Genomic DNA, 18,488 nt, shown 5'->3' on the forward strand with positions numbered 1-18,488 from the left:
TCATCGAAAAACTTGCCTTAGTTCTTGAATAGTTTTGCATAATCGTTGCCCCAGGCGACCCTTTCGTCCCCTACCTCCTCACTGGTTTTTACCCTTAAAGCTTTCAGCATCTCCATAGATTGTGATGCATCCTTTCCCAGAAATCGGAGAAAAGCAAATCCGATCATGCCCGTTCTATGGATGCCGGCTGAACAATGCAAATAGATTTTACCTCCTTCATCTAGGATTGCCTGCATACTTTTGAATAACTCCGCCAATTCCTGATATCGTCCTTCGACAGGAGGCTGTGCGGATTCCATTGGAAACCACAGCCAGCCCAGGCTGTTTTTGATAGCAATCGACCGGATAGTTTTTGCTTGCTCACCTTCAGAAAGTAGGGTCAGGATGTGGGTTGCATTTTGAAGTTTTAGATCAATGCCCATTTTTGTACTGGGCCGGTGCCCGATAGCCAGGTGGCCACCTCCTAATTCCACCCAGTTCATCATTTCCAGGTTTTCAATGGCCTTTTTCGTCCCTTTGACCTTCGCAAGCAATGGACCTATTTGTTGCTTGGGAGCATTTTCTTCTTTGATCAACGCAACAAGATCAACCACCAATTCCCTGGAAGTTTGTAAGGCTCCTTCAATATCTTTCTGAACAGGATTGGCCAGCCATGATTCTGTTGACTGTACTATTGCTTCAAGCGACTTATCCATCATTGCGTAGCTAAAACCAGCCCTAATTTACGGTATCCCAAAATGATTGATGGGACCATGACCTTTTCCGAGCACCTTATCCTTCCCTGATGCAATGGCTTGATTGACGTATCGAATGCCCTTTCCAACTGCTGCCACCAATCCGTCTCCAAGACTCAAATACGCAGCAATACTTGATGACAAACTACAACCAGTTCCGTGGGTGTTATTTGTATTTATCCTCGGACTTTCTATTACATGAATATCATCCGTCGCGAAATGGTAGAGATGGTCCAGCATCTTGTCACCTGAAATTTCTAAGTGACCGCCTTTCAGTAAAACAGAAGTTTGGAAAGCTTGTCCAAGCTCTCTGGCAACAGTTGCCGCTTCATGAGGTTCAATAGGCCGCCCGATCAGGATCTCAGCTTCGGGTAAATTCGGTGTGATCAGCGTCGCTTTCGGAAGAAAGGCTTTCAAACAATCAATGGCAGCTTCATCGATCAGGTTGTCCCCCGAAGTGGCGACCATCACCGGATCGAGGACAATATTACCACCGCCATATTCCTTTAGTTTTTCATCAACCGTTTGGATCACTTCACATGAATGCAGCATACCGATTTTGATAGCGCAAAAAGCGATATCGCTCAATACCGCATTCAGTTGCATTTCGAGATGAGGGATAGGAATCGCATGTATATCCGTCACACCCTGAGTATTTTGGGCAGTCGTAGCCGTGATGACTGAAGCTGCATAAGCACCACAAGCACTGATACTTTTGATGTCCGCCTGAATACCAGCACCGCCTCCGGAATCGCTTCCGGCAATGGTCAACACGGCGGGATAAGCTTTATTCATATCAGTATCCATTAACTATTGAAAATAAGCAATGGATACAGCCTCTAGCAACTCACGGGTTTCGTACATCAGATCACCTTTGATCACCAGCGATATACGAGTTAAATCCTGAATATTCTCTAGTGGATTACCCTCAATTAATATCAGGTCAGACACTTTTCCTTTTTCTAATGTGCCATAATCTTCTGATTTGTTCGCGATTGTTGCTGCAGTTAGCGTGGCTATCTTCAATACCTCAGCACTCGGGATCCCTGCCTTCACGTAGTTTTCCAATTCCCGATGTAAGGTAAATCCGGCAAACGCATCTGTTCCGGCAACCATGGTAATACCATTTTGATGGAGTATACGGATGAGTTTCAGCATTTTCTCATAAGAAGCTCTATAGGTGTCTTCCATACCTGCTGGTATATCCAGCGCAGAGCCTGTCTTGAATCCTCGCTGTGTATTGATTGGCAATCGATGGACGATGCGTTCGTATGATGGATCTGGTTTTCCAGCCTCCCCGGTCAACATCCCTTCAAAAATGGTCACAGTGGGATCAATAGTCACATCTTCCGCCTTCAATAAAGCAATGAAGTCTTTGAATTCCTGACTATCAAAGTCGATCGATGCGGCCTGCTTGCCCACTTCATTGAATCGGGCCGGTGTTCTGGTATCGATCTCTTTGCCCAAAAAATTCAACAGCAACATGTTCATGTGCTGGATCTCATCATATCCAGCCTCTACCGCTTCTGATGCCAGCATAAATGAAGGGATATGACCACTGACCCTCATCCCATATTTATGTGCTTCCGCAGCCAATGGTTCGACCCATTCCGGTTTGATGGAACTGTACAACTTGATCTGTTGGTAGCCTAGATCGCTATACATCCTGATGGCCTCTATCCCCTCTTCCAGTGATTCAATTTTCTCTCCTGTAGGGCCTGCGTATTCACCCGCACGATCAATGAACCCACTCATTGCCTGGATCCTTGGCCCCAGAAGCTCTCCGGCATCAATTTGATCTTTGATCTGTACCAGATCCGTACCATTGCCCATGTCTCTAACACTGGTCACACCATTGGCCAAATGAAGTAATCCCGGTAGCCCATCTCCATAATGCACATGCATATCCCATAAACCTGGCATGGCAAACCTGCCTTGACCATCCATGGATTGGTATCCTTCAGGAACAGTAAAATCTCCTTGAGTTACCTCAAGAATACGTCCTTGATTCATGACAATAGTGGTATTGGGTGTTAAGTCACCAGTGGCAGGATCGAATACTCTGAGATTAGAAATGACCAGACCCTGACCGATGTTTTGAGTCACCCGCTCCGATACTCGCTTAAAATATCCTTTTGAATACTTCTTTTCGATTTCATCGAGTTCCTCCCTCAATGACTCATGACCTATCGGTAAAAACGACATCCAGGAACCTGTAAACCCAAAAAATTCATCTTCCTCATCGATCCACATGAATGAAGGTGCTAACCCGGCCCCTCTTGTAGAAATAAGTCGTATTACCTCTCCATTATCAAGTGTGTGATGATAAAGCACTTCCAATTTGGATCGACCCGAAGGAATTAAAGAAATTGTACTATCAGGGGACAAAAAGTAAGCCTTCATCGAAGTACCAGCTCCAACACTCAGAGGAATGTAAGTCCCCTTTTCAGGGGTAAAAGCTGAATCTTTTTCGGTGGTATTTTCCCAATAAGCCGTGTCATTCTCTAACCGAAACTTCTCGTAAGTTGGCTTTTTGAAGTAGTCCACACCACGCCCTTCCATCCAGACTATTTCACCAGTATCGTCCAAATGATATCGTGTGACCGTACTATCTCCTCTTCCTCGATCATTGTATTGAAACCATTCGGTGAAACTCCCGTCGGTATTCTTCCACTTCTTCATGAAGCCCGCCTTTGTATCACCAAAAAGCAAAGAATACCTGACGGTATCTTTCTCCTGACCGAACGCCATAAAGGATAGCAAAAACAATGACAATACGACACCTGATCTCATAGCAGTACTTTTTAGTAAATGTAGTAATTGAACAAATAGCCCTTAGCACAAAAAAAGAAGAGCGCAAGTTACACTTACGCCCGACCTTTATTTGTAACTCCGGATGTAAATCAACCCGAACTTAAGGAGCAAGCATATTGCCCTGACTGGTTAATGTCCAAGCTTTTCGAATGCCTTCGATGGCGAAACACCTTGCTGCTTTGCTCGAATACTCGTTAATCAGCCAGGGCTATACTTAGACAAATTGCTGGATCAATATGATCAGCCCTATGATTCCGAAGATTACTCCCCAGTATTCCATTTTGATCCAAAAAAGCGAGTGGTGTGGCTTGATTTCAATTTCTCGCCCTGAGGCTTTATCAATCACCATTCTTCCTGGCTCACCGTTCCACTTCTTTCCCATGAACCAACTGAATCCTGCGGTACTAAAAAGGGCTACAACAAAGGCATAATCACTATATGCGGAAGGTAAGATCTGCACGAAAAGCACAAACACAACAATCAAAACAATGGCTGAAAGGAAACCTCTTCCTGACCAAACAATCATACTTATTCAATTTTATGTACTGCCTACTCTCATTTTCCAGTCCTATTTCGGCTTACTCAGACTTGTCGGATTATCAAAAAACCGAACGACACTTAGTCCCTGACTTTAGCGGGAGGTAACATAGATTTGCCGTCTTTTTTCTAGCAAAAAGAAAAAGCTCAAAATGACACGGTGAATTGATCACCAGCAAACTAAAAAAATATACGAACAAACTATTACCTATTTCCATCATAGGGTACTAATCACACAAACACAATAATCATTTCAATTATGAAAAAACAATACCTACAAATGGCCATTTGTATAGCAATTTATGTCAGTACGATTGCAAGTAGTCAATGTCAAATTCCAACGGGTTCATCAAATTGTGACTATCGATTTGCAATAGACATCAAATTCCACATTGTCGCTTTCGAAGAAACCGATGTGGATATCTGCGGAGGAGAGTGCGACCCTCCTCACCTTAACTTTGAGGAAGCTTATGATCCTGGGAATAACGAGATCTTCCTGAATGATGCACTTGCAGACATGCAATCATACTATTCTGAACATGAAATCTTCTTTTCAAAAAAAGAGACTAACTACATTTTCGATGACAACCTGGCCAATACTGGAAGCATGAATGCATTAAGGAGTCATGCTGATTTTGATCATAATGCACTAAACATCTTCATCGTACCCAGAAGTAACACACAGCCCATAACTTATGCCATTGGTAGCAATACCATCGTAATTGGCCGAAATTACCAGGGCCTATGGGTTAATGTCCATGACACCACATTTCCACATGAAGTGGGGCATGCATTGGGCTTATATCACACCTACCATCAAGGTCACATTATTGGCAATTGCGAAACTACGGGCGACCGGGTGTGTGATACGCCTCGTACACAAGAAACAGGTGAGAATTGCGGAAATTCAGCTGGAAATTGTTCCATGTGTAGTTCTTCCAGTATCAATCGAGTCAACCTGATGTCAAAATTTCCAGATGAATGCAGACAAGAATTCACTGCAGGACAAGTCGAAAGAATGCGGAATCAGATGCTCAACAACCCAAATGTAACGCCATACGTCACAGCCACCTTACGTTCTCTGGCAGCACCTCCAATCAGTGGCTCTGACTGCTTCGAAATCACTCCCGGTACTACAACTCACGAATTTTACAACTTACCTGGTGCTATGATATCAGAAGCCGATCAGTTCAACTGGTCAACAACTTTTGGTACGATCACTAAATGTTACAAAAAGGTTAATGGTAACTATGTACTTACCAATTGTCACCTTGTCAATTCCGGTAAAGCCACCAATGCACCCATCCCAGCATTACCACAGGACAGAATTGTAAGAATCAGGATCTCACAAACGACCATCGCTAATCCATTCGGATTCGTTCCTTCGGGAGGCTCCTTTACGGTTAAAGCAACGGCACAATCCAGCTGCCAAAGTAGGTCTACACAAATGCAGGTGTCGATCGAAAATGAATGCGTGGAAATACCCCGCGCGATACTGGACCCAATCGAAATAGATGCAACCGCTTTTCCTAATCCAGTGAAGCATGATCAGGTAGGATTGAATTTCAATGCAGAAGTCCCTGGGAAGTATAGAGTTGTATTGGTCAATGCCCTTACCGGACAGCAGCAAGAACTGATGATCGAAGATCTGGAAGCTGGTCAGCAATCATTCGAATTCAAACATCTCGGACTGGAATCCAATTTGTACTTCTTACGCATAGAATCACCTAATGGAGTAACCACGAAACGGCTATTGAACGAAAAACAGTAGGATAAAAAACCCAACCGACAGAGCCGGTACCACTATCGACATACCTGAAGGAAGGTAGTCGATGGGGTACCGGTTTTTTGTTTTATAGAAGTCGTAAAACCTGTTTTGATCTTCTTGTCTACTTCTCGAGATGGGCACACACTTTAGCATGATTAGTCTCTGCTACGGATCTATTTAATCACCAGAGGTTTACAAACACGCGTTCCCTCTTCCTTTAATCTCATTCCATCATTGGGACACAAATTCATAACTTATTTCCCCAGTTGATCATTGAGTCTTCGTATTTCACCGATGAGCATTGGAATATCTTGTTTTGTGTGTGCGATGAAATCAAAATCCTTAATAGTCGTTCCGTGCATTTCGATATCTTCTCCTCGGCTCGAACCCTCTCCCGTCATTACCATGTTTGAACCACTCGTATGATCTCGTCACTCAATAGATGCCTTCCACGGCCCATTTTGGGTTTTACTACACCTCTGTTCAATTGTTATCAATTCTTCTTCGCTTAACATCTTACTTTTTACCAGGGGTTGTTATCTATGGATTCATCTTCTTTAGCTTATTGTGAAACTGCACCATCCTTCGTCGCATCAGCTTATGATCCATTCAAAATATCTTCGAATACTCCAATTGCATAAAACAAAAAGAGCGCAGATCGGAATCTACGCTCAATAATGGGTGCTCGTAATTGGTTTTATCTACTCTTACCGTTGACCTAATAGAACATTGGGAAGCGTAGGGTAATTCAATCCAATATTCAGAAAGTCAAGCTCAGTGCAATTTCTCTGTAAAGCTGATTCATAAGATCAAAATCGTTTGGATTGCAGAAAAAGCTACTGGTATACACTTCCGTATCTCGCTTGATATTGAATTGAATTAAATCTTGTGGGGGTTCTGATTTAATTCCTGCAACAACCCAAATCGCCTCAAGGCTATTGATTGTTGTGGAACCCATTTTCCTCACAACTATGATTTCATTTGTATTAAAATTAGAATAAACCAAATCGTGTAAGGCATATTCACTACCAATCTCATCCCTGTAGATATTGAAATTGTTACGATCGTTGCTAGAATCAATGACGGAAACAATAATCCCGTCGATTGGATTTTCAATAACCTTCCAATTTGACGGAAGGTTTATCTTGAAATTCTGAAAAGATCGGACGTACCAATTTATACGATAATTTTTCTTGCTAGTCTCTTGAAAATAGTTCCAAAAACCTACTTTAAAACCATCTTCATATTTTCCTATTGCAATCACTTTACCGGCTTCGTCAAAGTAAGTCCAGGATCCTACTCTTTTCCCACCTTGGTTCTGGCCTGTAAATCTTAGTTTACCGTTTTTATAGTACTCCTTAGCTTCTCCATCCATCAAACCATTTTCATAATGAATTGAGGATTTCATATTTCCATTATCATGAAACTCAAAATAATTCCCTTGAAGCTTTTTTTCAATCAAAATATACCTTGATTTCAGGCTACCATTTTTATAAAATTCCTCTACAGGATCATTCTTTTCAATACAACCAGAAACCAGGAAGATAAAAACAATTAGTAAATTCGAATAGCGATATAAGCTCATAGTCAACAACTTAACAGCCAAGTATTATTCCTCTCTTTTTGCTCGAACATTCTTCTCAATTTCAGCATTAACACCTCCAGAAATACCAAGAAAAAGTGCTATATTAAAATTAGCTCCCGCTTTGAGTTTCGAATCAACTTGACCTGTTGTCAGATTATTTTCCAACTCCGCAGAAACTCCAGCAACCCCAACTGAACCTGAAAATTTATCTTGAAACCCATTTTCATCTAAAGTTATTGTATTCTTAACACCGCCACCTGCTAATAAAGACGCGCTGAATTCTGATTCACCTTCGATTCCTCCTTCCCCACCAATAGGATCAATATCAAAATTGAAACTTACGCCTTCGGAAGACAGACTTATTCCAATTTTACCCTTGATTATTGTGAGTGCTCCAAGATTTGCTGTCAAACCTGCTCCTTTTTCAACCTCTCCGGCAATTTGTAATCCAAAGTTAATTTTCCCTTCTGCAGAAACACCTGCTTTACTATCTTCTCCGAAAACGGCTCCGTAACCATCCCCTAACCCTGAATTCATGATTTGACCGGCTTCCGAAAACCCATCAGCAACATTCTTGGCACCAGAACTTGAAAAAGTTTCACTTAGGTGATTCCCTAATGCTTTGAATCCTTTAACTACATCTTCCCAATCCTTACCATCAGGATCAATTCTGAGAATCGGGTTACCTCCGACATAATTGTAAGGTGACCATGCCAGATAGTTCTCTGAGTGAGGATCTATCGCTAGAAATTTCCCTAGTGCCGGATCATAGAATCTAGCCTGATAGTCAAATACTCCCCATCCCCGTTGCTCTTCTTTCCCATTGTACTTATACAAATTCTCGGGGCTTGTTGCACTTGAATTGAAACTCAACCCAAACGGATAATAATCATCACGCTGTTTCAATACGCCATCTCGGTTCACAGAGGCCCTGACATTCCCCAAATGATCGGTCATGTTGTATTCGTAAGCGAAATAAGCACCATTTCTAATGGCCCGACCTTCGGCATGTTGCAGGAACTTCAGGTCATTGTTCACGTAATGAAAGCCACTCAGGTAATCGGTCGCTTCAGTATTATTTCCAATCGTTGATACCTTCCGCAGCTTGGTTCCTGCAGCATCATAGGTATAGGCAATTTGATCTCCATTGGACTTGATCACCAATTCTGGCAGGTTCAAATGATTGTACCTGATCTCAGTGATCCCCTTATTCAGGTCCTGGATCATGTTACCGTTGGCATCGTAAGCATAATCGTCTCCTGAGGTGTTACCATCCAAAAACAAGGCATTGGGATCTTCAGATGCCTGATCATCCACCCGCATCAGTCGGTTCCCGGTAAAGGCATATAAAAGATCGTCGGAGATACCGCCAGTGCCACGCCGGAATAGGTTCAGAATGTTTCCATTGTTATCATACCGTATCCCAGCATCATTGCCACCGACATTATACATATCATTGGACTGACCCGTGTAACGAGCTATTTTCAAACGGTTGGCCCCATCGTAGGTGTAGGTATAAGTTTGTTCTCCATTGAAGACTCCATTTCCTCCTACAGTCTTCCATTTTATTTGACCGATATTGCCATTGTACTGACCTGCGGCATTGTACAACAATTCCATTCCGAATACATCTTCCTGGCTATCAAAGGTGGTACCACCATTGATGTGCGTTAACCAGCCCCGGATGTTGTATTGGTAACTTGTAGACAATTCTTCGTTACTGAGTTCTTTCTCCTGAAGTTCGCCCCTCTCATTGTAGCTATTGCGAAGCAAGGTCACGGGAGCCTGACCATCAACGCGATGCGTAACGGACAATAATCGATCGGCGTGATCGTAGGCAAAATTCTCCTCCACAGTAGTTGTGAAACCATGTGCTGTCTGCGTTCGAACGGATTGAGCGATTGAAGGCAACACCTTGTTAATATAGGAGTTAGTAACCACCTCATTTCCTCCGGCATGATTGTCACCGACAGCTTTAATCACACGCAATTGCTCATCATAAAAGCTTACCGTACTCATAAAATCACTGGAACCAAGGACTTTCGTTTTCGCTCCGGTAGCCAACCCTTTTATGCCCATCTCAGCACCAGCAGGTGGCGTTTCCGTCGTGAAGTCATAATCATCATAATAACTGACCGTCAAAACGTTTGATGAATTGATGTTTCGCGGAAAAGCCTGATTGGTGTACAACAACAGCCCTCCTGAACTAAGCGACGCTTCATTCAGCACACTTTCACCATTGACCTGACTTTGAATGGCATCGCGGTTACCCACCAGTGAAACACGTCCGGTCTGAACGGGTCGATCATACACATCATACTTGGTGAAATCCCATTCGCTGGTGTAATTCACTTCATTGGACGTCAGCCTGAAAGATTCACCTGCAGAAGAAGTGAAACTAAAGCCACTTGTCAACCTTCCTGATTTGTTATTCAACAAAGCATAGGATTGCCCCTGATATTGATCAATTGCCAGGTCTTCGTAGATCAATTCCAAATTCGCATCACCTGAATCTGAAAGTCCGTGATCATTCCCTTGCTGGCTTAGTATCAAGCGGTCGTTCAAATCATAAACCATATATGAGGCTTCGGCTCCAGGTACTTTTTTCACAATCATCCGATTGCGATAGTCATATTGATATTGGAAACAGAATTGACCAACCCAATCCGGACTCACAGCCGTATTCCCCTGGTTCAAAAACTGGCGAACGCCCTCAGGTTGAATTACATATCGTAGATTATTCAAATCGTCGTACAAATAATAGGTCGATAGGTATTCCGAGGTGTTCTTTTGCACTTTCTTCAGGATCACCTGACCTGATTTTTCCTTAAACTCAATGGTTTTAAATCCATTTTCGTTAGTGGTCTCAGAAACGATTAGGGATCCTTCACTGCTTCCATTTGAAGCGGGATAGAGGCCATCGTGATAAAATCCTTCGTCATTCAACCCCCACCGAATCACTTGATCTGACACCATGTTTGTGCGGTACACTGAAGTCACGCCTCTATCTGGAGACTCCTCTCTGTTCCAGGAGAGACCAGGAGCATGTTGTGTCAATACCCGATTGAGCGGGGACTGATCAAACACTTGCTCGCTAAAGGCAAAGTCTCCATCGTCTCCAAATCCTTGTCCATAGAAGAAATTGATCTGCTCGATTACCGGATGGGACTTTTTAGTACCAGTAGTGCCCTCGGCATAGGGTAAATATTGGACGGGATTCCGACCAAACCCATCAAATTCAACAAAAGACACCAGGTCTTTTCCATTGGGAGAAGCTTGCTTACTCACGGTTTGCTCGAGTCGTCCAAGCCCATCCACGTATTGGGTAGTTACGCTTACTTGTGACTTGTCCAATGCCATCGAAGCACTTTCTGATAGCTCAGTGGTCCTGGGGGTTCGATAGGTGAATGTTCGCTGATAGCCTTCATCGTAATTGTAGGTATGCATTTGAAGGATGTTACCATTGTAGTCGGTTGTTCCCTGACCATCACGCACGAGACGAAGCCTGTTAAAATCATCATACTCATAGGCAGTAGCTCGACCGTTTGCATCTTTCATCAACTTCATGCCTACTCCTGGATCGTACAAAACCGTCGTAACCCGGGCTTTAGGAAGATCATTTCTCAGGAATTGTCCTAGTTGTAAGAGTTGTGTCTCTGATTGTGCATTTACATCCGACACACCGTGCACCAATAAAACCGAATTGACTTCATCCAAAGAAGCATTCTGAATCTGGAATACGGGTAACGTATGGTCATAGGCCCATAAATAGGTCTTTGGAACTTGATTACGGCCAATAACTTCAGTGGGATTACCATGATTATCATAAGCAGTAATTTCAAAAACGTCTTCCAGCGGATGGTCCTTGAAAGACTGTCGTACACCGGAAGCCAGGATTTTGCCACCGTAATAATTGTAGTCTAACTGAGATGTCTGCTGAAGTGCTCCATCCCTCCAAGTTTCCGTCCTGATCAGTTCTGAGATATTGTTGTTCTCTATCAATCCTGCTAAAGCGGAGAGTTCGGTTATGTCGTGTGGGTAAAACAATTTCTGGAGGGATTGCGAACCGTCACTATTAATTGTCTCGCTCTGAACCAATTGAAAATGTCGATATGTAGCATCGTAGGTGTTCCGGGTTACGTTTCTTAAAGAACCTTCCTCAAAATACTGAACGGTTGTGGTACTATCTAGTCGGTTCCACCACATAGGGAGCGTGAATTTGGATATCTTCAATTCTCCAACCCCTGCAGCACAGCTCACCACATTGTACTGCTGATAAGAAACATGGATCCAGCCTCTCCTGGGGATAAAAACAGGATCAGCTTGCCAGGATTCAAGCCTCACATCTAATTTACCCTGGGCAATGAATTGATTTTTCAACTGCAGCGCCTCAACCATTTGATCATCAAACTGACTTTGATTGCTGGCTTCCCATACCCAATAGTTCCGGCCATCCCAATTGCAAAAATCAGTTCCACTGGCAGTTTTGGCCTGGAACTTGTATATGACAGATTCATCCGTACTACCCAACTCAGTATGTATGTATCGATCGAGAATACTATTTGGATTAGCCAGAGAAGCAGGCGAAATCCCAAAGCCGATTTCACTACCTAAAGTCGAATTAGAATAATGATTGGTTTGTTTTTGAACTAATCCTTTGGTCGCATCATACGTTCGCTGCTCGTAGAGTTTCCCATTATTATTAATTGACTTTCGATAGATAGCGGTATGCGTGGTACGCTTATCGTGAAAATAGTTTTCAACATAGCCCTGATCAAATGTTCCATCAAAAGCAATCTCCGTAACCACGGGATAGGTCATGTAGTGATCACCGTTTGACTTGTTGTTTCCGCCCCGTTCTACGGTTTCAGTAGTTCCTGGGCCAGAAAAGCTTCCATTTGACACAAATCCAGTGGATTTGGTACTAGACTCAAAGTTCAGAGGCAAGTGTAAGGTGCCCTTGCCGTTTTCTCCTGCAAATAAAGTCTCGTCAAAAACAGGAAGTCTGGAAAGTGCGTCGTAATGGAAAAACCGGGTTTGTGCCATTTCAGTAGCATCGGATTTATCCACAATTTTAAAAACCCTTAAGCCCCCTACTTCATGATGATCAATCACATCAGGTGTGGTCACCTTAGCTTGCAGCGTTATGTTTTCATCCGAATTCAACATCACTACACGATAGACACCTGGATCCAGGGTAATCGGGAATCGTTCGTTATATCCTTGCGGCAATTGATCAAAGAACTGGTATTCTGCGAAAGCAGACGGACCATTTACCGGATCAATAAAATCGCAAGGCTGCTTAACCTCATCGGTATAGTGACAAAAGTCAAACGTGTTTCCTGGAGGTGTGTCGCAGGAAATGATATCCCCGGATCGATAGAGCGCGAAAAACTGATAGTTGCCCAATTGATTAGGTACAACAATTCCATCGGCCCGGATATCCATATAGTATTGCGTCCTTTCCTTTACCAGAAATAGGTTATCTGTTCCATTAGGTTTTGTGTTGTATGCGCCATGCGCATCATCACATTGAAAAAAGTCGTAGGGATCTGTATCATTTTGTCCTCCTCTTGCCACTCCATTATACAAGACTTCCGTTGCCCCTTCCTGCCAAACTGAAGTTTTGGATCGATGGGGTTGATAATGGTATTCCGATGTTCCTCCTGTCGGGTAAGTGATCTTTTTTAACGTACCCCGTTTCGCAAATTGAAAGTTAGGTGTCCGGTTTGCTCCTTGAAATGTGGTATTGTACTGATCAAAATAGGCATTATATGGAATCAAAGTAGGGCTCGTATCTCTACCCGTATAGTAACCCCAATAGTCCTGGCCAAAAGAACCTCTTCTGGGCAAATCACCTGAGATATAATGGAAATCATAGACCTGGGGCGCTTCCCCATTTCCCTGTCCATACAGTTCAATACCATCTAGTTTCAGGCGCACGGCATATTCATCCGTCATGTCATCGCCAAAGTAGGACTGATTGAAGTAGTAACTCCTCAATTCATTGCCAAAGACATCACTGATCTGAATCGCTTCAAGGGCGTTTCGCCCGCGAAGATCCGCACGATCCTCGGCACTTGGGAGCAGCGTCATTTCTTCATTACCATTCAACAAAATAGCCCGCAGCTCAGACTGGGTGATCTCATAAGTAGGAAGTGAACCACCTGAACGTCGATCAAGATTCTCGTTCGCATTCTGATCTATGTACACTTCAGTACTTCCGACATACTGAGGCTTTTCCCATGACTGTGGAGCAGTGTAATCAAACTCAATGACATCTCGCTCAGAAACGATACTGGTGATCAACCAGGAGGAATTGTACACCTGCACATCATCCGTCGTATTGTTTTGTCGGACAAGGGTCCTTTCCACCTGACTGAAGGTATATCGGTTTCCTTGTGTATCATCAATGATCCAACCTGTGATGACTAGATTCTTGGTATTGCCGTTGGTCAACACTTCTACTCGCAATCCAGGATGCTCCATGCAATGGGCGCTCAGGTTGGAGTAATCGATAAAGAGTGTCCCACTAAGCCCGTTGATACTAAAAGAGTACACGTCCGGTTGCGTTTCGAAATATCCTTCTTTTACCTTATCTATGAAATCATAAAACCTTCCATATTCTCCAGCTGGTTTCCACGCACCATTATCGACAAAGTGCTTTACAAACTCATAATCCTCATTGATGGTATGGCCACTACCTACAAATGCATCACTGTAGTACATTTGATATTGAGGTGATGCAGTAATCCAATCATCCACTTTGCCATTCTGTTGACGAGTTACTGCACCTCCGGCATTGAGGTTCCAACCCAAGCCCACCCAGGTGGCTAGCTGATTCACTTTCACTCCGGACGCATCATAGGTCAAACTAATGGGCATCTGAATATCCTTTCCTTGTATGGTATGGATGGGAATGGAAATATTAGGAGAACCTGTGTATAAGGAAACAGGCGTGCTTCCATACTTAATGAATGCCTGGGCTTCCGGAGAAGGTGGAATTTTCACCAATTCCTCCAACGTTGGGGTGTTCTGCCCACCCCCATTGTCTTCACCTATTTGTGCCCATAGGTTATACCCGCAAAAGAGTATTAAGAGCAATGTCACAGCTACGCTATGAGTCAATTGCCAATAGAAATTAGTCCTCATTGTTGTGCTGTTCCTTCAGTTGAGTTTGTAGTTCACTTACCGTATTTCTGAGTTCAAGATTGTTCTGATCTAGCTGTTCAAGGCGTTGCTCTTGCTTGATCAGATGAAGCGTCAATTCTTCAATCTTCTCCAATAACCTGGCATTCATGTCACCAACAGCGACACCATTTGCGGCTACTTCTGCGGCACTTGGAATACCCGGAAGGTGATGGTTGTCTTCAATGAATTGCGCGGTTTCTTCTAAGGACAGCAAGTTGTATTCAGGAGCAAAAACGTAATCAGGCCATGGCGAAGCTTGTACCAACACTTCTCTGGAACGAATGATGCCATTTACTTCAAGCTTATTCGTAGGGTTCTCTGTACCAATACCAACATTCCCCTCTTGTGTTATGGTCATCTTGTTATTTTGCCAATCACCATTTGTTTGAAAATTCAGACCATCATTCCCTGACAAGACCATCGTTTTCTGAGATCCAATTGAACTCCCAAATGATGAATGAACCAATTGTAGGCGATCTGTAACGGAGGGCCCTATTGAAATGATTCCTTCATCCTGCAATTCCAGGAATTTCCAATTGCTACCATAATTTCCCATAACACTGTTTCCTCCCAAAATGATACTCCCATCACGGTGGATCAGGTCGTTATCATTGGAAGCACCTTTCCAAATGGTATTAATGATCGACTCGCCGGCTGAATTCAGGAATGCCGTAGCCTTGACATTGCCAATTACGTCCAAAGCCTCATTGGGCAATTCAGTTCCGATTCCCACCGCACCGGTTGAATTTCTGATGGTCATGGCAGTCTTATATGCGGTAGTTCCCAGGTTCAGATTGATGTTCCCTCCTGATCTTATCACTGCCTTCTTGGCATCTGTACCATCGCCAACATATCCCATGTAAACACCACCCGCATTGCCACTATGATTAAAAGCCCCAAGCAAGTACTCTACATTATTGCCGGCGTTGTTTTTTTCAACCTCCAGCGTATAATCGGGAGCCATGGTTCCAATACCAATGTTTCCATTGCCGGCAAATGTCATCTCTCTTCTGCTATCTGTTTTGTTCAGGATTTGAAGACCGGTATTTCCTTGCAACCGCAGCTCATAGAGATCATGCCCGTCTCTTTCTAATCGAAAGCCGTTATCATTGCTTTGTTTGACCTGCAGTTTTGCAAGGGGCGTAGTAGTCCCTATGCCTACATTGCCATCTGCCGATACTTTTACCCTTTCTACATCATTTGTGCCTATTGTAAAATCATAATTCCCAAATGAGCCAATGTGCATGATGCCATCTGTAAAAAGGGTATTTCCATCGATGTACATAGAAAATGAATTATCCTGAACTCTCAATCCTGCTTTTGACAGATCCATTTGCCCCCATCGGCCCACGGTCGCATTTCTATTGATGTGTAATGTTCCTTCTGGAGTCTCTGTTCCAATTCCGACAAATCCATTGCTATTCAGAATGGTCATCCGGGTATTGCCAGTTGAACTACTTGTCATTCCAGTATTGAAAATCAAGTTTTTCGTATCGTGTGAGGCAAGAATTCCTTCACCCAGAGCGACTTTTCTCTGAAGAAAGATCCTGGCACGGTCCGTTTGGAAATGGGCCCAATTCGAATTTTTCGAACCAATATCTACATATCCATAGTTGGAGCGTATTCTAAGTGCACCGGACTGATTCCCTCTGATCGGGCCATTGATATGTAAAGTTTCCTTGGGGTCGGTCACGCCAATCCCCACTTTGCTGTCTTGAATGTAGATGTTTCCTGAGCCGTTGACTCCCGGGCCTTCCCATTGGGCAAATCCGAGGTGACAGACCGAAAAAAGTATGGCAGAAATTAAGATGATCTTGAATTGCGATTTCATTTTGATGTTAAGTTTTATTTCATTCCAAGAATCCGGAACTCCTGTATCAGCATCTTATTACTAGCATACCGATGCATAAGGATTCCTTCATTCTCGTTTTCCACCTTAGTACCCAGGACAGGTAAGAGGTAATACCCATTCCACATATATTTTTAAAAAATCAATTGATCCAACGATGTGGGAACACCATAAAATTCAGATACATTAGTTTTGTAAAACCTTGTGTTTCAAACAGAAGGAAACAACTGAATTCCATATACATTGATCGAAAAACGCGTTTTACTGAATCAATTAAAATCTTCGCCCTCTGAAAGAAAGGCTGCGATCCAATACCTTTATCGGTATTATTTTAAGTCAATAAAGCAGTATATCCTGAATAATGGCGGGAATTCAGAAGATGCAGAAGACATATTTCAGGAAGGGCTTGTGGCGTTGTATGAAGCCGTTCTGGACAACCGATTCAGGAATGAATCTTCCGTGGAAACTTATCTCTTCGCGATCTGTAAAAACCGATGGTTGAAGCGTTGGAATAAAATAAAAAAGTGGGATGATAACCAATCTCCAACAGAAGAGGCATCTGAACCAAACTACGACCAGGACAAACTCATGACACTCCTCGAACACCTGAATAATTCATGCAAAAAACTGCTATTGGCGTTTTATTACTATAACCAATCGATGGCGGAGATCAAAGCCCTTTTCAGTTTGAAAAGTGAGCAAGTAGCAAAGAATAAAAAAAGAAATTGCATGAAGCATTTGATTCAAATCGTGAAGGACAAAAACCTGACCATGGACCAATTCATCACCCATGAGTTCTGAACAAGATCATATCGAGCTTTTTGACCGGATAAGCCAGGGTCAGGCCACCTCAGAAGAAAGGGATGCTTTTGGTAAGCAATTGGCAAGTGACAATGAATTTGCCAGAGACTATGAAGCGTATAAGGTGGGTAGACGCGCGCTGGACATAGAAGGTTTTATAACCGATATAGGGGAAGTCCGAGGTGGTGAGCAACGTAAAAAATCGATTCTTGTGCGATTGATTCCTATAGGTATCGCTGCTTCTATCTTATTAGGCGTGGTGATTTTTAACAGAAATCAAAGTCCTTCCCATTTGGCCTTATTTGAGGAACATTTTTCGCCCTATCCTTATCTTTTCCAGGACCGGACTGGCAGCGCCAGCCAATCCGATGAAGCAGCAGCAGTGAACAAATACCAAAATGGCAAGTATGAGGAAGCACTGTCCTTATTTCCCGTGATCGTGAAAAATGACACCACCCTTTTTTTTAAAGGCTTGAGTTTTCTTGGGCTACAGCAAGCAGATAGCGCGCTTCAGCTATTCGATCAGCTTCCAAAAACCAACTTCATCCTGAATGAAGAAGTACGCTGGTACAAAGGCCTGGCTTATTTGTTACTTCAGGAAGAGGATTCTGCTATTTTTTATCTTCAATCCATTCCTGTTAGTTCACAACATCAACCCGATGCGGAAGCCATCACTCAGGAATTACGGAAATAAAACAAAGCAAAATTTGTTTAACTATAACAGTTAGCAATAGATCAAGCCAATACCCGGCCTTCCTTTTTGGCTGCGGCTTCTCGATAAGCTCCAATGGCTATCCCCAACGCCATACCCATTCCTGTACCCATAGACAAGCCCAAAGCAATGCCCATAGTGGGATCGATAGCAACTCCAAATGTCATCCCCAAACCCTGACCGAAGACCATCCCAAAAACCATTCCCATGGTTGTGTAAGAACCTTGGGTGATTAACGAAAATTCCTTTTGCAGAAAAGCAGTGAGGGCTGTGTATTTCTTCCTTAAATACTTCCTACGATTAGCCGTCTGAGCATCCAATTCCAGCTCTTTCAATTTTCCTTCTAGCTTTCGAAGGTCTTCCTCAGACCATTCCCGGTCATTCAAGTTATTGAGTACTTTTAGAAAAGCCAGACAGGTCCGCATTTCAGCATTACTCAGTGAACTGTCGACTTGATTTTTAAAAAAGTTAATTGTTTCGGGAATTTTCATTGGCCT

The 18,488-nt window shown here is 43.1% G+C and carries 11 protein-coding genes; 3 read left to right on the forward strand and 8 right to left on the reverse strand.

The window, feature by feature from the left end; genetic code table 11:
- Nucleotides 1-17 precede the first annotated feature (17 nt).
- From R8G66_16370 to R8G66_16385, 4 genes are all read right to left on the reverse strand, one after another.
- On the reverse strand, nt 18-695 hold the full coding sequence (locus R8G66_16370; GenBank protein MDW3193950.1) for a hypothetical protein: 678 nt from the start codon (nt 693-695) through the stop codon (nt 18-20).
- 27 nt (nt 696-722) lie between these two features.
- Nucleotides 723-1,529 carry a bifunctional hydroxymethylpyrimidine kinase/phosphomethylpyrimidine kinase gene (gene thiD, locus R8G66_16375; GenBank protein ID MDW3193951.1) on the reverse strand — a complete coding sequence of 269 codons (807 nt, stop codon included), beginning with the start codon at nt 1,527-1,529 and terminating at the stop codon, nt 723-725.
- 15 nt (nt 1,530-1,544) lie between these two features.
- A complete protein-coding gene (locus tag R8G66_16380) occupies nt 1,545-3,527 on the reverse strand; it encodes an amidohydrolase family protein (protein MDW3193952.1) in 1,983 nt (660 codons plus the stop codon).
- A gap of 235 nt (nt 3,528-3,762) precedes the next feature.
- Nucleotides 3,763-4,074 carry a hypothetical protein gene (locus R8G66_16385; GenBank protein ID MDW3193953.1) on the reverse strand — a complete coding sequence of 104 codons (312 nt, stop codon included), beginning with the start codon at nt 4,072-4,074 and terminating at the stop codon, nt 3,763-3,765.
- 270 nt (nt 4,075-4,344) lie between these two features.
- Here R8G66_16385 and R8G66_16390 point away from each other — a divergent pair, with 270 nt between their 5' ends.
- Complete coding sequence (locus R8G66_16390) at nt 4,345-5,856, forward strand: M43 family zinc metalloprotease (protein MDW3193954.1); 1,512 nt, start codon at nt 4,345-4,347, stop codon at nt 5,854-5,856.
- A 757-nt stretch (nt 5,857-6,613) separates the two neighbouring features.
- On the opposite strand, the gene R8G66_16395 is transcribed toward R8G66_16390, so the two are convergent.
- The 3 genes from R8G66_16395 to R8G66_16405 are packed head-to-tail and all read right to left on the reverse strand — an operon-like array spanning nt 6,614 to nt 16,460.
- Complete coding sequence (locus R8G66_16395; GenBank protein ID MDW3193955.1) at nt 6,614-7,438, reverse strand: hypothetical protein; 825 nt, start codon at nt 7,436-7,438, stop codon at nt 6,614-6,616.
- Nucleotides 7,439-7,462: 24 nt separating this feature from the next.
- Nucleotides 7,463-14,590: a DUF6443 domain-containing protein gene (locus R8G66_16400; protein ID MDW3193956.1), complete on the reverse strand. Its 7,128-nt coding sequence runs from the start codon at nt 14,588-14,590 to the stop codon at nt 7,463-7,465.
- Nucleotides 14,580-16,460 (reverse strand): hypothetical protein, encoded by a 1,881-nt coding sequence (locus R8G66_16405; protein ID MDW3193957.1) that lies wholly within the window; start codon nt 16,458-16,460, stop codon nt 14,580-14,582. The genes R8G66_16400 and R8G66_16405 overlap by 11 nt, the downstream gene beginning before the upstream one ends.
- 261 nt (nt 16,461-16,721) lie before the next feature.
- Here R8G66_16405 and R8G66_16410 point away from each other — a divergent pair, with 261 nt between their 5' ends.
- On the forward strand, nt 16,722-17,279 hold the full coding sequence (locus R8G66_16410) for a sigma-70 family RNA polymerase sigma factor (protein ID MDW3193958.1): 558 nt from the start codon (nt 16,722-16,724) through the stop codon (nt 17,277-17,279).
- Nucleotides 17,269-17,973 (forward strand): hypothetical protein, encoded by a 705-nt coding sequence (locus R8G66_16415; protein ID MDW3193959.1) that lies wholly within the window; start codon nt 17,269-17,271, stop codon nt 17,971-17,973. The genes R8G66_16410 and R8G66_16415 overlap by 11 nt, the downstream gene beginning before the upstream one ends.
- 41 nt (nt 17,974-18,014) lie before the next feature.
- Here the strand turns inward: R8G66_16415 and R8G66_16420 are convergent, their stop codons facing one another.
- Nucleotides 18,015-18,482 (reverse strand): hypothetical protein, encoded by a 468-nt coding sequence (locus tag R8G66_16420; protein ID MDW3193960.1) that lies wholly within the window; start codon nt 18,480-18,482, stop codon nt 18,015-18,017.
- Nucleotides 18,483-18,488 lie beyond the last annotated feature (6 nt).

The sequence above is a fragment of the Cytophagales bacterium genome (genome assembly GCA_033344775.1).
Taxonomy (GTDB): Bacteria; Bacteroidota; Bacteroidia; order Cytophagales; family Cyclobacteriaceae; genus JAWPMT01.